We start from the raw sequence: 14077 nt of genomic DNA on the forward strand, positions 1-14077 counted from the left end.
CTCATGGCCGCGAACAACCGCCGCATGTCCGGCAAGAAGGGCGCGCAGGTCGGCAGCGGCGGCAAGCGGCGCCGGGGCCTGGAGGGCAAGGGACCGACCCCGCCCGCCGAGATGCGCAAGGGACACGCCAAGCAGCGCGCCGCCCAGGCCAAGGCCCGGCGCGCCCAGAGCCGCGCCAAGGGGCCCCGCGCCAAGGGCACCTCCGAGCTCGTCGTCGGGCGCAACCCCGTCGTCGAGGCGCTGCGCGAGGGAGTGCCCGCGTCCACGCTGTACGTCCAGCAGTTCATCGACAACGACGAGCGGGTGCGCGAGGCGCTCCAGCTCGCCGCCGAGCGCGGCGGGATCAACCTCATGGAGGCGCCCCGGCCCGAGCTCGACCGGATGACGAACGGGCTGAACCACCAGGGGCTCGTGCTCCAGGTCCCGCCGTACGAGTACGCCCATCCGCAGGACCTCGCCGACGCCGCCGCCGACGAGGGCGAGGACCCGCTGATCGTCGCCCTGGACGGGGTGACCGACCCGCGCAACCTGGGCGCCGTCGTGCGCTCCGTCACCGCCTTCGGCGGGCACGGGGTCGTCGTCCCCGAGCGGCGGGCCGCCGGCATGACCGCCGGTGCCTGGAAGACGTCCGCCGGCACGGCCGCCCGTACGCCCGTCGCCCGGGCCACGAACCTGACGCGGGCTCTGGAGGCGTACAAGAAGGCCGGGATCATCGTCGTCGGGCTCGCCGCCGACGGGGAGGTCGAGCTCGGGGAGCTGGAGGCGCTGGCCGGACCGGTCGCCATCGTCGTCGGCAGCGAGGGCAAGGGGCTGTCCCGCCTGGTCGGCGAGACGTGCGACTTCCGGGTGCGGATCCCGATGCCCGGTGGCGCCGAGTCGCTCAACGCCGGTGTCGCGGCGGGGATCGTGCTGTACGAGGCGGCCCGCCGCCGCGCCTGAACCCCTGTTCGGCAGCCTCACCCCTGCGGGGTGTTCCGGGTGGTCCGGGCCGCGCTTGACGCGGTCCGGACAGATCCGGCGGGTCAAAGCAGTGTCCTAACTCCACGTCACTCGGTTAGATGAGTGTGGACACCAGAACACCCCGCACACCCACGGGGGACCGCTCGTCGGGACTCGACGACGCTCCCGCGCTGAGCATGGTGAAGGTGCCGAGCGATCCGGCGCAGGTCATCGTCAGTCACGTGAGCTTCCGCGTGCAGCTGGGCGCCTCGACGCGGCGCATCCAATCCCCTCGGATCGCGCGGCACGTGACTGCCGCCGAGGACACCGCCCGCCTCCCCGTGGTGAGCGCCGCCGGCACCCCCGCCGCCCGCCGCCGGCCCGTCGTCTGGAGCGGCAGGTCCGCCCCGGACGACACCGGCGCCCACCGGCTCCTGCAGTCCGTGCGGACCCAGAGTGTCCGCCACGCCGGCGAGCCGCTCCCCGACGGCGGAGGCACCCGGGTCATCCCCCGCGTCGACACCGGCCACGACGGCGCGGGCCACGACGGCGCGGGCCACGACGGCGCGGGCCACAAGGACGGGCTCGCCACGACCGTCGAGACCCCCGTCGTCGGCCCCCAGCGCACCCACGGCTCCGGTGGGACCCGGCTGCTGCCGCCGATGCGCACCGTCGGCAGCGCCTACGACGAACCCGCCTACGCGGACGACGACTTCGAGGACACCGGCGCCCACCCGGCGGCGGACGACGGGAGCGGGGCGCCGGCCAGGCGGCACGGCGACGACCCGGCACGGCACGCCTACTACCCCGGCCGCCGCATGAACCTCGGCGGCGTGCTGCTGCCGCTGCGCGTCTTCCTCGGCTTCATCAGCCTCTACGCCGGCATGGGCAAGCTGTGCGACCCCGTCTACTTCGACGGCGGCGAACGCGGCTCCCTGGTCAAGTGGCTCAACACCCTGCACCCCTGGGAGGTCGCCGAGCCGCTGCGCCAGTTCGCCCTGCAGCACCCGGTCGGCTCCGGGCTCGTCATCGCCTTCCTGCAGGTCATCGTGGGCGTGCTGACGGTCCTGGGCTGCTGGCAGCGGGTCGCGGCCGTCGGCGGCGCGCTGCTGTCGGCCGCGCTGCTGGTCACCGTCAGCTGGAAGAGCGTCCCCGCCTACGAGACCCCCGACATCATCTACCTCGCCGCCTGGTCGCCGCTGATCATCGCCGGCGCGCCCGTCTACTCCGTCGACGGGCGCCTCGCCGCGAGCGCCTGGCGCCGCCTCGGCCCCCGGGCCGACCTCTGGGACCTGCGGCGCTACGTGCTGCGCCGCGGCGCCCTCGTCACCGCCGTCGTCACCGGGCTCACCCTGCTGACCGGCTCGCTGCTCGGCGGTGCCGTCCGGGACGCCGACCGGGTGGTCGTGCCCGGACCCGGCGAGGCCCCGCGCAACGAACTGCCCGGCTCCCCGCTTCCCCAGGAGCCCGGCGGGCGGACCGGCAGGAAGACGCCGTCGGCCACCGCCACCTCGCCCACCCGGGGTGCCACGTCGGGCGCGGCCACCCCGTCCACCGGCGCCGCGACCACCCCGGGCGCGGCCCGGGAGAGCGGCACCGCCACCGGCGGCGGCGCGCCCAGCCAGACCCAGGGCAGCGCGGGCCAGGCCCCGCCCCAGCAGTCCTCCCCGGTCGGCCAGGCGCCGAGCACCAGCTCCGGCCCGACCTCCGGCGGCACCGGCGGCTCGACCGGCGGGTCGACCGGCGGCAGCGGCGGCGAGGGCTCCTCGTCCTCCGGGCAGCCGGGACTGGTGGGCGGCCTCCTGGGATAGGAACCGGCCCGCCCGCCGCGAGGGCGTACGACGACGGGGTCCCGCACGGACGACGTGCGGGACCCCGTCGGTGTGCCCGAGCGGTGCGACGACAGGCCCTGGGGCCTGTCGTCGAACTCCCCGCCTGCCCCGCGACGCCCTGCACGCACTCTCGCCGCACCGGGCGCAGGCCCGAGTACATCCGGGTACGAGGGCCGGCGCCCGGCACGCCGGGAGCACGCACCCGACGCCGCGGGGCCCGCCCTCCGGGCGGACGACGGGAATGTGACGACAGGCCCTAGCGGCCGAGGGCGGCCAGTTCCTTCGCCGCCTCGGTCAGGTCCTTCGCGGTGTCGATGGCGCGCCAGTAGGAGCCCTGCGGGATGGGGAAGCCGGCCAGGCGGCGTTCGCGGGCCAGGTGCGGGAACGTGGTGCGCTCGTGGTCGCCGCGCTCCGGGAGCAGGCCGGCGAACTCGGGGGAGAAGACGTACACGCCCGCGTTGATCTCGAAGGTGGACGGCGGGGCCTCGATGAAGTCGGTGATGTGACCGAAGCCGTCGGTCCGCACCGCGCCCCACGGGATGCGCGGGCGGGCCAGGGCGAGGGTCGCGACGGCGTCCCGCTCGGCGTGGAAGTCGGCCATGTCGCGCAGCGAGAAACGGGTCCAGATGTCGCCGTTGGTGGCGTACCAGGGCCGGTCCGGGTGCGGGAGGTGCGCGGCGGCGTACTTGAGGCCGCCGCCGCGGCCGAGGGGCTCGTGCTCGACGACGGTGGTGACGGAGACGGGCAGGTCGGCGGTGTCCAGCCACTTCTGCAGGACCTCGGCGAGGTGACCGCAGGAGACCACCACGTCCGTGACGCCCTCCTCGGCGAGCCAGGAGAGCTGATGGCCGATGATCGGCGTCCCCGTGCCGGGGATCTCGACCATCGGCTTGGGCCGGTCGTCGGTGTAGGGGCGCAGCCGGGAACCCTGGCCGCCGGCCAGGACGACGGCCTGGACGGGGCGGGACGCAGCACTCGGATCGGTCATGACCGAACTGTACGTGGCGTCCCGCCCGCGGCCGCGGCGCAAGCCTCTCTTCCCCGGCCGTCACGGCCCTGGGGACCGGGGAGGGCGCGGTCAGCCGTGCGCGGCGGCGACGCCCGAGGCGAAGGAGGTGTCGCAGACGGGGCGCGCGAAGGACTGGGCGCGCGTCGGGCCGTACACCCGGACCGCGGCGCGGCCGAGGGCGCGGGCGATCGACGTGCAGTGCCGGGCCAGCGAGGGGCGGCCGTTGACGGCCTGCTGGAGGTGGGTGAGGGCGACGCCCGGGTCCTCCTCCTGCAGCTCGGTCAGCAGCTGGTCGCGCAGCACGTCCTGCGGGGCGCGCTCGGCGGTCCGCGAGGAGCCCTTTGCGGCGGAGGTGTCCGCCGCGGTCAGCACCGGGCTGTCGGAGGGGCTCCCCGACCAGTCGACCCGGGTGACCGCGAGGGTCCCGGAGAGCACCAGGACGACGGGCAGGACGAGGGCGAGGGAGCGGCCGATCCGGCGGGCGGGGCCCCGGCCGCGTCGCGTCTGTGGGGTAGTGGAGTGCTTCACGCGTGTGAGGGTAGCGTCCAGTAGTGATTTGGAGACATTCAGTCACCGGTTCGGGGGACGGGGAAGCACCTGATCCTGGGTGGTGTGTTGACGCACGCTGCTCGAAATGACCGGTGTGCCGGGGTATTTGTCGACAACGGGAAGGGCCCCGCAGCCGTCTGCGGGGCCCTTTTCGTCATCCTGGGTGAATTACCCGGGGTCGGATGTTTCCTTGTGCCGCCTTGCGCCGGGAGCCGGAGCGTGCTCAGCCGGAGCGCGCTCAGTCGGACAGGCGCGCGCCCGTGGAGGTCGAGAAGACGTGGGTCTCGCCGGAGCGCGGCACGACGTGCAGCTGGCTGCCCTTCTCCGGGACCTCGCGGCCGCCGACGCGGACGACGAGGTCCTTCTCCTCGCCGCCGACGTTGGCGGTGCCGTAGACGTACGCGTCGGAGCCCAGCTCCTCGACGACGTTCACGGTGACCGCGACACCCAGGTCGGCGTCGGGGCCGGCCACGTCGAAGTGCTCGGGACGGACGCCGACGGTGACCGTCTTGTCGGTGGTGGAGGACAGCGCGTCGCGCTGCACCGGCACCACCGAGTTGCCGAACTTCACGCCGCCGTCGGTGATCGGCACCTCGATGAGGTTCATCGCCGGGGAGCCGATGAAGCCGGCCACGAACAGGTTGGCGGGCTTGTCGTACATGTTGCGCGGGGTGTCGACCTGCTGGAGCAGACCGTCCTTGAGGACCGCCACGCGGTCGCCCATCGTCAGGGCCTCGACCTGGTCGTGGGTGACGTAGACCGTGGTGATGCCCAGGCGGCGCTGGAGCGAGGCGATCTGCGTACGGGTGGAGACGCGGAGCTTGGCGTCCAGGTTGGACAGCGGCTCGTCCATGAGGAACACCTGCGGCTCGCGCACGATGGCGCGGCCCATGGCGACACGCTGGCGCTGACCGCCGGAGAGCGCCTTCGGCTTGCGGTCCAGGTACTCGGTCAGGTCGAGGATCTTCGCGGCCTCCTCGACCTTCTGCCGGATCTCCGCCTTGTTGACGCCGGCGATCTTGAGCGCGAAGCCCATGTTGTCGGCGACCGTCATGTGCGGGTAGAGCGCGTAGTTCTGGAACACCATGGCGATGTCCCGGTCCTTGGGCGGCAGGTGGGTGACGTCGCGGTCGCCGATGCGGATGGCGCCGCCGTTGACGTCCTCGAGCCCCGCGAGCATCCGGAGCGAGGTGGACTTGCCGCAGCCGGACGGGCCGACCAGGACGAGGAACTCGCCGTCCGCGATCTCGATGTCGAGGGCGTCGACGGCGGGCTTGGTGGAACCCGGGTAGATCCGGGTCGCCTTGTCGAACGTGACAGTGGCCATGGTGAACGGTCCCCTTCTACCGGCAGGAACGTGCCGGACGATCCGAGTAGGAAGGCGGTGCCACGACGGGTGTTCCGTTGTGGTGTGGTCCACGGGAGTGAACTGGCTCAGGACGGTACCTGCCGTTCACCTCGTCTGTCAGTACCCGGGCCCCTGTGAACTTCGTGGAAATTCTCGACGGGGCCCCGGGGGGACCTGGGTACACTGCACGGGCACCCGGGCGCCGTCCGGGCGCAGGCCTCCTTAGCTCAGCCGGTCAGAGCAGCTGTCTTGTAAACAGCAGGTCGTCGGTTCGAATCCGACAGGGGGCTCCCTCACCACCCGGGCCGGACCCGCTCCGGCCCGGGCTCGTCCGTGCCCGCGGGCGGTCCGGACGGCGGTGCCGTCGACGCCCCGCGGCCCGTCGGGCCCCTCCCCGCTGCTCCCCGCCGCCTCAGGCCACCGGTTCCGGCGCCGGCTCGCGCGCCGGGGCGCCGTGTTCCGGGGCCCCGGCCGTCACCATCAGGCTCGCGACCAGGCCCGCCAGCAGCATGATGCCGGCGGCCCACCAGAGGGCGACCGTGTAGCCGTGGACCAGGCCCTCCCGCATGACGCGGGCCTGCTGTGCCGGGTCGTTCAGGTGGGCGGTGACGTAGGCCGCGCCGCTGGTCGTGGCGATCGTGTTGAGCAGGGCCGTGCCGATGGAGGCGCCGACCTGCTGCGAGGTGCTGAGGGTCGCGGAGGTCACGCCCGCGTCCTGCGGGGCGACACCGGCGGTCGCGGTGGAGAAGACCGGGATGTAGGTCAGGCCCATGCCGAGCCCGACCAGGATCAGGGCGGGCAGGACCTCGGTGGCGTACGAGGAGTCCACCGTCATCCGCGTCAGGAGCAGCATGCCGCTCGCGGCCAGGACCATGCCGGGGGCCAGCAGCAGGCGCGGGGGCACGCGGTGGAGCAGCCGGGCGGAGATCTGGGTGGAGCCGGTGACGATCGAGGCGGTCAGCGGCAGGAAGGCGAGGCCCGCCCGGACGGGCGAGTAGCCGAGGACGGCCTGCAGGTAGTACGTCATGAACAGGAACAGGCCGAACATGGAGACGACGGCCAGCATCATCGTCAGGAAGCAGCCGGCGCGGGTGCGGTCGCGGACGATGTGCAGCGGCAGCAGCGGCCGGGGGACCCGGGACTGCCACCACACGAACACCGCCAGGAGGGTGACGCCCGCCGCGAACGGGCCCAGGACGAACGCGTCGGTCCAGCCCCGCGACTCCGCCTCGCCGAAGCCGTACACGAGGAAGACGAGGCCGCCGCAGCCGAGCAGCGCACCGGGTACGTCGAGGCGGGCTCCGGCGGGGGCGGCGCGGCCGTGCAGCAGGGTGAGGGCGCCGACGACGGCGATGATCGCGATGGGCACGTTGACGTACAGGCACCAGCGCCAGCTCAGGTACTCGGTGAGCAGGCCGCCGACGATGAAGCCCGTCGCCGAGCCGCTGCCGGCCAGGGCGCCGTAGACGCCGAAGGCCTTCCCGCGTTCCCTGGGGTCGGTGAAGGTGGTGGACAGGAGGCTGAGCGCGGAGGGGGCCAGGACGGCGGCGAAGGCGCCCTGCAGGGCCCGGGCGCCGAAGAGCATGCCCGGGCCGGTGGCCGCGCCGCCGAGTGCGGAGGCGGCGGCGAAGCCGACGAGCCCGAGGACGAAGGTCCGCCTGCGGCCCACCAGGTCGGTGATCCGGCCGCCGAGCAGCAGCAGCCCGCCGAAGGCCAGGGTGTACGCGGTGATCACCCACTGGCGGTCTCCGTCGGACATGCCCAGGTCGCGCTGCGCGGAGGGGAGCGCGATGTTCACGATGGTCGCGTCGAGGACGACCATCAGCTGGGCGAGCGCGATGATCACCAGGCCCCACCAGCGGCGGGGGTCGGCGTTCGCGGGGGTGGCGGCTTCGCCTGGCCGGGCGGCGTTCATTGCGTCAGAAGACCATGAAGGGGGACGTACCGCATCTTCGGTTCCGGCGTTCGGGGCGGGTCCCCCGGGCCCGGCGTTCGGGCGGGTCCCCCGGGCCGGTCCCGCTTCCCGCGACCGGTACCGGTCCTCCTGCCGGCCGCCCCCGTCAGGGCTCCAGGACCACCTTGCCGGTCGTGCCCCGCGTCTGGAGGGCGCGGTGCGCGGCGGCGGCCTCGGCGAGCGGGAAGCGCTGCACGGCCGGGACGAGCCGTCCCGCGGCGGCCTCGGCGAGGGCGCGCAGCTCCAGGGTGCGTACGGGGTCGGGGCCGCCGGCCTTCCGCATCATCACCGGGCCGAGGACCTGCTCGGAGACGCCGTCGACGAGGTAGGGCCCGCCGTCGTGCAGCCCTTCGGCGGACCAGCCGAAGACGATGTGCCTGCCGCCGGGGCCGAGCAGGGCGACGGCCTCGCGGGCCACGGTGCCGCCGACGCCGTCGAAGACCACGGTGGCCGCCCGGCCGCCCAGGAACGCGCGGACCTTCCCGGGCCAGGCCGGGTCCGTGTAGTCGACGGCGAGGTCGGCGCCGTTGGCCCGCACGCGCGCGGTCTTCTCCGGGCCGCCCGCGAGCCCGACGACCGTGGCGCCGGCGTTCTTGGCGTACTGGACCAGCAGGGTGCCGATGCCTCCGGCCGCCGCAGGCACGACGGCCACCGCGTCCGGGCCGAGCTCGGCGAACTGCAGGATGCCCATCGCCGTGCGGCCCGTGCCGATCATGGCGACGGCCTGGGCGAAGTCGAGGTTCTCCGGGATCTCGTGGAGGCGCCCGGCGTCGGTGACGGCCAGTTCGGCGTAGCCGCCCGGGGCGAAGCCGAGGTGCGCGACGACCCGCCTGCCCAGCCAGTCGCGGGGGGCGCCCTCGCCGAGGGCGTCGACGACGCCGGCGACCTCCCGGCCGGGGACGGTGGGCAGGGCCGGCAGTTCGGGCAGGGGGCCCCGCACGCCCTCGCGCAGGGCCGTGTCCAGGAGGTGGACGCCGGCCGCCCGGACGGCGACGCGGACCTGGCCCGGACCCGGCCCGGGGTCCTCGACCTCCTCGTAGACGAGGTTCTCGGCCGGGCCGAAGGCGTGCAGGCGGATGGCGTGCATGTGGGACCCCCCCGTTCTTCGGGTCTGTGTTCTTCGGGTCTGTGTCGCGCCACCCACCCTCCGGCCTCAAGCGTGCTTGAGGTCAAGCTCGTGCCGGCCGAGCGCCAGGGAGACTGCCGTCAGGGCGCTGTTGAAGGACACCTCCGCCAGCACGCCGGGGGCCGCGACCTGGTCGCCGGCCAGGTAGACGCCGTCGCCGCGGTCGACGGCGGGCCGGTCGCGCCAGCTGGTGCCGGGCGGGTCGACGGCGCCCGTGCGTCCGTCGGCCACGGCCTCGCGCCGCCAGGTGACGCGCTCGCGCCAGCCCTCGAAGGCGAGGTCGAGCAACTGCTCGGCGCGGGCCGTGCCGTCCGCCTTGGACTCGTGCGGGGCGATCGGGATCTGACCCTGGATCAGCTGTTCGCCGGCCGGGGCGAGGGTGCGGTCCTGGGCGGTGAACCGCTCGATCCAGCCCGGGGCGTCCAGGTCGGACACGGCGAAGGCGTCGCCGCGCCGGGTGCGCACGGCGAGGTCGACGAGGACGGTGCGGCCGCCGGGCCAGACCAGGGAGTCGTCGCCCAGCAGCCGGCGGGCGGCGGCCAGGGAGGTGGCCACGACGACCGGGGTCCCGGTCGGGAGCGTGTCGACGCGGGACAGGGTCTCCATCCGCACGCCCAGGTTCCAGGCGCGGGCGGCCATCCGGTCGATCAGGCCGCCCCAGCCGCCGCGCGGGTAGTGCGCCTCGGGCGGCAGCCTGGTGGCGCGGCGCAGGCGCTCCTGCACGAACGCCGCGGACAGCGAACCCGGGTCGTGGTGGAAGAGGGCCACGGCGGCGTAGTGGGCGGCGGCGCGGGCGCCCTCCTCGCCCGCGACACCGGTCGCCCAGGTCGTGAAGTCGACGTCCACGGGCGCCGGCGGGATGCCGCGCCGCAGCAGCTTCAGCATCGCGAAGGGCGGGGTGCGGCGCAGCGCGCCCTTGTACCGCAGCCGCAGGCGGGCCGCCTCCAGGGGCGGGAGCGGGGCGAGCGGCCCGAGGAGGCCGCGCTGCTTGAGCCAGACCCAGTGCGGACCGCCGTTGTAGAGGGCGTGGGGGCCCTCGTTCGTCCGGTAGGGGCCCTCGGCGGTGCGGGCCCGGCCGCCGAGGGTGTGATGGGCTTCGTACACGGTGACCTGGGCTCCCGCCTCGGCGGCGGTGATGGCCGCGGTCAGTCCGGCGAAGCCGCCGCCGATGACGGTGATGCGGTGCATGGCTGGGGGTCTCCCTCTGTCGCGGTCGCCTTCCGGTTCTTCTGCCGGTACGACCGAGGGAGCAGCCCCGAATGTGACATCGGCGGCGTCTTCGCAGGTCGGGGGGATTGTCAGTGGCGGGGGGCAGCATGGGGGCATGGCGAGGAGAGCGGCGGTCGGGACCGGGACGTCCGGCGGTACGAGGGTGAGGGCGGCGCGGCGCCCCCAGGTGCGCCTGCCACCGCTGGAGCCCCGCGGGGGCGGCGGGCTGGAGCCGGACGGGGACTACGACGGGCTGGAGTTCCGGGAGGCGGACCTCGCCGGGCAGGACGGGGCGGGGGCCCGCTTCATGGACTGCGCGCTGACGGGGTGCGTGCTGGACGGGACACGGCTGCACCACGCCCGTGTCCTCGACTCGGTCCTCACCGGCCCGCGGGGCGTCGGCACCGACCTCGCCGAGGCGACCCTGCGCGACGTCGAGGTGACCGACGCCCGCCTCGGCGGCGCCCAGCTGCACGGGGCCGTCCTGGAGCGGGTGCTGATCCGCGGCGGCAAGATCGACTACCTGAACCTGCGCGGGGCCCGGCTCCGGGACGTCGTCTTCGAGGGCTGCGTCCTGATCGAGCCCGACTTCGGGGGAGCGCGCCTGGAGCGGGTGGAGTTCGCGGACTGCGCGCTGAAGGGGGCGGACCTCACGGCGGCGACCCTGACCGACGTGGACCTGCGCGGGGCCGCTTCGCTGGAGATCGCACGGGGGGTGGACCGGCTGGCCGGGGCGGTGGTCAGCACGGCCCAGCTGCTGGATCTGGCGCCGGTGCTGGCGGGGGAGCTGGGGATCAGGGTGGAGGGGTGACGGGGTGACCGGGTGACCGGGTGACCGGGTGGGGGCGTCCTCCGGGAACGCGTCGGCGGCGCGGGCGCGGGACGAGGCGGTGCCCCTGCGCGCCGGGGTGAGCGGGCCGGGCGGGGAGGCGGTACCGGCTTCCGGCGCGCCCCGCCGGGCACCGGCTGCCCCTGGGTGTCCCGGTGGGTCCCGCCCCGGGCACCGCGCCGGACGGCCTGCGGCCGCCGGGCGGGGTCTTCCGGACGCCGGCCGGCCCCGCGGAACCCGGGGGACCGTAGCCCCGGGGCCCGTGGTCCCGGGACCACGGACCCCGGGGCTACGGAACCCTGGGGAAACGCGCCTGCAGCGTCCAGATCGCCGGGTTCTCCGCGAGGTCCTCGTGCAGGTCGCACAGGTCGGCGACGAGATCGTGCAGGAAGTCGCGGGCCTCGCGGCGGAGTTCGGCGTGGGAGAAGGTCAACGGGGGCTCCTCCGCCGGCATCCAGTCGGACTCGATGTCGACCCAGCCGAAGCGGCGTTCAAAGAGCAGCCGGTCGGTCGACTCGGTGAAGTCCAGCTCGGCCCGCTGGGGGCGGGAGGCCCGGGAGCCCGCGGGGTCCCGGTCGAGGCGTTCCACGATGTCGCACAGCGCCCACGCGAAGTCGAGCACCGGCACCCATCCCCAGGCTGTGGAGATCTCCCGGTCCGACTCGGTGTCGGCGAGGTAGACGTCACCGCAGAACAGGTCGTGGCGCAGGGCGTGGACGTCCGCGCGGCGGTAGTCGGTCTGCGGCGGGTCGGGAAACCGGTTGGAGAGGGCGTAGCCGATGTCGAGCACGCAGGTGATGGTGTCACGGCCGCCGGACTCGCCGTCACGGCGCCCGGGCCGGCCGGCATCCGTACCGCCGTGGCGGCACCCGCCGGTCCTTCGCGCCCGCCACTGCGCCCGCCGCTGCGCCCGCCGCCGCCCGTCCGCGCCGGGCCTGCCGCGCGTGCGCCGCAGGCGGGTTCCGGCGTCGCCCCGCCGGTGGACGCCGTCGCCTCGCCGGTAGGCAGGGCACGGGCGACGTTCCGGCCGCCGGGGCCCTGGGCGATCCGGGCCGGGACGCCGCGTTCGCGTCCGGTGAGCGCGGGGCGCGGGTGCGGGCCGCGCTCACCGGACGCGACGCGCCGATCGCGGGCACCGGTGTCGCGGGCGCCCCGTCCGAAGCCCTCGGGTGAGAAGTCCGCGCAGGCCGTCCCGCCGCCGGGCGGGGAAGGCCGCTGGACGGGCAATTCCCGCCCATACGCCTCATATGATCACGGGATGCGCCTGCGCCGCCTGCTCCCGTCCGCCGCCGCCCTCGCCGTCCTGACCGCGTGCGGCGGCGGCGGTGGCGGCGGTGGTGGCGGCGGTGGCGGCGACGGCGTCCACGGCACCCCGGGCGCGGCCGGCGTGCGCGACCCGTACTTCCCGAAGGCCGGCAACGGCGGCTACGACGTCACCCACTACGGCCTGCACCTGGCCTACGACCCCGCCCGGCACCACCTCAGCGGCACGGCGACGATCACCGCCCGCGCTACCCGGGACCTGTCCGCCCTCAACCTCGACCTCGCGGGCCTGCGGGTCGAGCGGGTCACCGTCAAGGGCAGGACGGCGTCCTGGAAACGCGCCGGCCAGGAGCTGACCGTCCGCCCGCACGACGACCTCGCCGACGGCACGACGTTCCGCGTGACCGTCCGCTACTCCGGCGCCCCGCGGACCGTCACCGACCCGGACGGCTCGCAGGAGGGCTGGCTGCGCACGGCCGACGGAGCACTCGCGCTCGGCGAGCCGACGGGGTCGATGGCGTGGTTCCCCGGCAACCACCACCCCTGCGACAAGGCGGCGTACGACCTGCGGGTGACCGTCCCGGAGGGCCTGGAGGCCGTCTCCAACGGCGAGCTGACCGGCCGCAGGACCGAGCGGGGCCGTACGACGTTCACCTGGCACACCGCCGAGCCGATGGCGAGCTACCTCGCCACGGTCGCGATCGGCCGGTACGCCCTCACCCGCACCACCACCGACGGCGGCCTGCCCGTCCACACGGCCGTCGACCCGGGGCAGGCGGAGGCGAGCCGGGCGGTCCTGGCCAGGATCCCCGAGGTCCTGGCCTGGGCGGAGGAGAACTTCGGCCCCTACCCCTTCTCCTCCGCCGGCGCGATCGTCGACCGCCCGGGCGACGCCGGATACGCCCTGGAGACCCAGTCCCGCCCCTTCTTCCCCGGCGCCCCGGACATCGTGCTCCTCGTGCACGAACTCGCCCACCAGTGGTACGGCGACTCCGTCACACCGCGGACCTGGCGGGACATGTGGCTCAACGAGGGCTTCGCCACGTACGCGGAGTGGCTGTGGCAGGAGGACCACGGCGGCGACACCGCGCAGGAGACCTTCGACGCGCTGTACGCGGGTGCCGGTGACGGGATCTGGGCGTTTCCGCCCGCGCGGCCGACCAGCGCCGCGCACATCTCCGATCCCCCCGTCTACCAGCGCGGGGCGATGGTCCTGCACGAGATCCGCCGGACCGTCGGCGACGACGCCTTCCGCGCCATCGTCCGCGGCTGGGCCGCCGCCCACCGCCACGGCAACGCCTCCACCGCCGACTTCACGGCGTACGTGGAGGAGCAGGCCCCGGACGAGGACTTCGACCGCGTCTGGCGGGACTGGCTGTACGGCGAGGGGAAGCCGCGGCGGCGCTGACGGCGGCGCCGGCCCGCCGTCGCCGCGCCGGGTCAGGCGCGCTCCGCCGCGAGCGGCTTGCGCAGCACCGCGCACGGGCGCCCGAGCCGGCGGTCCTCGCGGTGGTCGATGACCTCGTAGCCGAGGGCCGTCCAGAAGGCGAGGGCCCCGGGGTTGTCGGTGAGGACGGCCAGGCGCACGGCCGTGCGGCCCGCGCGGCGGAAGCGGTCCTCGACGAGGGAGGCGAGGCGGCGGCCGTGGCCCTGTCCGTGCAGGCCCGCGTCGATCATCAGCAGGCCGATCCACGGATCCGGGTCGGCGGGGTCGGGGTGGCGGGCGAGGGTGATCGCGATCCCCGTCAGCCGGCCCCGGTCGTAGGCGAGCAGCACCTCGGCGCCCGGGACCGCCGCCTCGTCGGCCAGCACGGCCGCCACCTGCTCCGGCCGGACGTCGCCGGGGTCGGGGAAGTCGCCGCTGAGCGCGTGGTACTCGCGGTTGGAGGCGTACAGGGCGGTGAGCTCGGTGAGCAGGGGGGCCGGGAGGGCACCGCCGGGGCCGGCGGTGAGCGGTTCGAGGATCACGCGGGCAACCTACCGGCCGGCACGCCGGGGCCCCCGGTCTTTTCACGGCCG

The 14077-nt window shown here is 75.1% G+C and carries 12 protein-coding genes and 1 tRNA gene; 5 read left to right on the plus strand and 8 right to left on the minus strand.

The features are described 5' to 3' along the window. Nucleotides 1–3: 3 nt before the first annotated feature. Nucleotides 4–939 (plus strand): 23S rRNA (guanosine(2251)-2'-O)-methyltransferase RlmB, encoded by a 936-nt coding sequence (gene rlmB, locus AB0L29_RS03515; RefSeq protein WP_365822872.1) that lies wholly within the window; start codon nucleotides 4–6, stop codon nucleotides 937–939. A gap of 119 nt (nucleotides 940–1058) precedes the next feature. Then, on the plus strand, nucleotides 1059–2750 hold the full coding sequence (locus AB0L29_RS03520; protein ID WP_365822874.1) for a DoxX family membrane protein: 1692 nt from the start codon (nucleotides 1059–1061) through the stop codon (nucleotides 2748–2750). A gap of 277 nt (nucleotides 2751–3027) precedes the next feature. Here AB0L29_RS03520 and AB0L29_RS03525 read toward each other — a convergent pair whose 3' ends face one another. The 3 genes from AB0L29_RS03525 to ugpC all read right to left on the minus strand — a co-directional run bounded on the left by AB0L29_RS03525 (nucleotide 3028) and on the right by ugpC (nucleotide 5656). Beyond that, nucleotides 3028–3759, minus strand: a complete 732-nt coding sequence (locus AB0L29_RS03525; RefSeq protein WP_365822876.1) for a nucleotidyltransferase family protein — start codon at nucleotides 3757–3759, stop codon at nucleotides 3028–3030. Between the two features lie 90 nt (nucleotides 3760–3849). Continuing rightward, the gene (locus AB0L29_RS03530) at nucleotides 3850–4308 is read right to left on the minus strand and encodes a hypothetical protein (RefSeq protein WP_365822878.1); all 459 of its coding nucleotides are present in this window, start codon (nucleotides 4306–4308) and stop codon (nucleotides 3850–3852) included. Nucleotides 4309–4567: 259 nt separating this feature from the next. Then, complete coding sequence (ugpC, locus tag AB0L29_RS03535) at nucleotides 4568–5656, minus strand: sn-glycerol-3-phosphate ABC transporter ATP-binding protein UgpC (protein ID WP_365822880.1); 1089 nt, start codon at nucleotides 5654–5656, stop codon at nucleotides 4568–4570. A gap of 237 nt (nucleotides 5657–5893) precedes the next feature. Here ugpC and AB0L29_RS03540 point away from each other — a divergent pair. Further along, nucleotides 5894–5967: transfer RNA gene (locus tag AB0L29_RS03540), tRNA-Thr, on the plus strand. A 122-nt stretch (nucleotides 5968–6089) separates the two neighbouring features. Here the strand turns inward: AB0L29_RS03540 and AB0L29_RS03545 are convergent. The 3 genes from AB0L29_RS03545 to AB0L29_RS03555 all read right to left on the minus strand — a co-directional run bounded on the left by AB0L29_RS03545 (nucleotide 6090) and on the right by AB0L29_RS03555 (nucleotide 9945). Beyond that, nucleotides 6090–7592 (minus strand): MFS transporter, encoded by a 1503-nt coding sequence (locus AB0L29_RS03545; protein WP_365822882.1) that lies wholly within the window; start codon nucleotides 7590–7592, stop codon nucleotides 6090–6092. Nucleotides 7593–7737: 145 nt separating this feature from the next. Beyond that, nucleotides 7738–8718 (minus strand): zinc-binding dehydrogenase, encoded by a 981-nt coding sequence (locus AB0L29_RS03550; protein ID WP_365822884.1) that lies wholly within the window; start codon nucleotides 8716–8718, stop codon nucleotides 7738–7740. Between the two features lie 66 nt (nucleotides 8719–8784). Then, the gene (locus AB0L29_RS03555) at nucleotides 8785–9945 is read right to left on the minus strand and encodes an NAD(P)-binding protein (protein WP_365822886.1); all 1161 of its coding nucleotides are present in this window, start codon (nucleotides 9943–9945) and stop codon (nucleotides 8785–8787) included. A 136-nt stretch (nucleotides 9946–10081) separates the two neighbouring features. Here AB0L29_RS03555 and AB0L29_RS03560 point away from each other — a divergent pair, with 136 nt between their 5' ends. Beyond that, nucleotides 10082–10777 carry a pentapeptide repeat-containing protein gene (locus tag AB0L29_RS03560; RefSeq protein ID WP_365822888.1) on the plus strand — a complete coding sequence of 232 codons (696 nt, stop codon included), beginning with the start codon at nucleotides 10082–10084 and terminating at the stop codon, nucleotides 10775–10777. 307 nt (nucleotides 10778–11084) lie between these two features. On the opposite strand, the gene AB0L29_RS03565 is transcribed toward AB0L29_RS03560, so the two are convergent. Further along, entirely contained in the window at nucleotides 11085–11585 is a 501-nt protein-coding gene (locus AB0L29_RS03565; RefSeq protein ID WP_365822890.1) for a hypothetical protein, read from the minus strand. Between the two features lie 468 nt (nucleotides 11586–12053). Between AB0L29_RS03565 and AB0L29_RS03570 the strand changes: the two genes are divergently transcribed. Then, nucleotides 12054–13466 carry a M1 family metallopeptidase gene (locus tag AB0L29_RS03570; protein WP_365822892.1) on the plus strand — a complete coding sequence of 471 codons (1413 nt, stop codon included), beginning with the start codon at nucleotides 12054–12056 and terminating at the stop codon, nucleotides 13464–13466. A gap of 32 nt (nucleotides 13467–13498) precedes the next feature. On the opposite strand, the gene AB0L29_RS03575 is transcribed toward AB0L29_RS03570, so the two are convergent. After that, nucleotides 13499–14026, minus strand: a complete 528-nt coding sequence (locus AB0L29_RS03575) for a GNAT family N-acetyltransferase (RefSeq protein WP_365822894.1) — start codon at nucleotides 14024–14026, stop codon at nucleotides 13499–13501. Nucleotides 14027–14077: the final 51 nt, after the last annotated feature.

Source organism: Streptomyces sp. NPDC052701, from assembly GCF_040678355.1.
GTDB lineage: Bacteria > Actinomycetota > Actinomycetes > Streptomycetales > Streptomycetaceae > Streptomyces.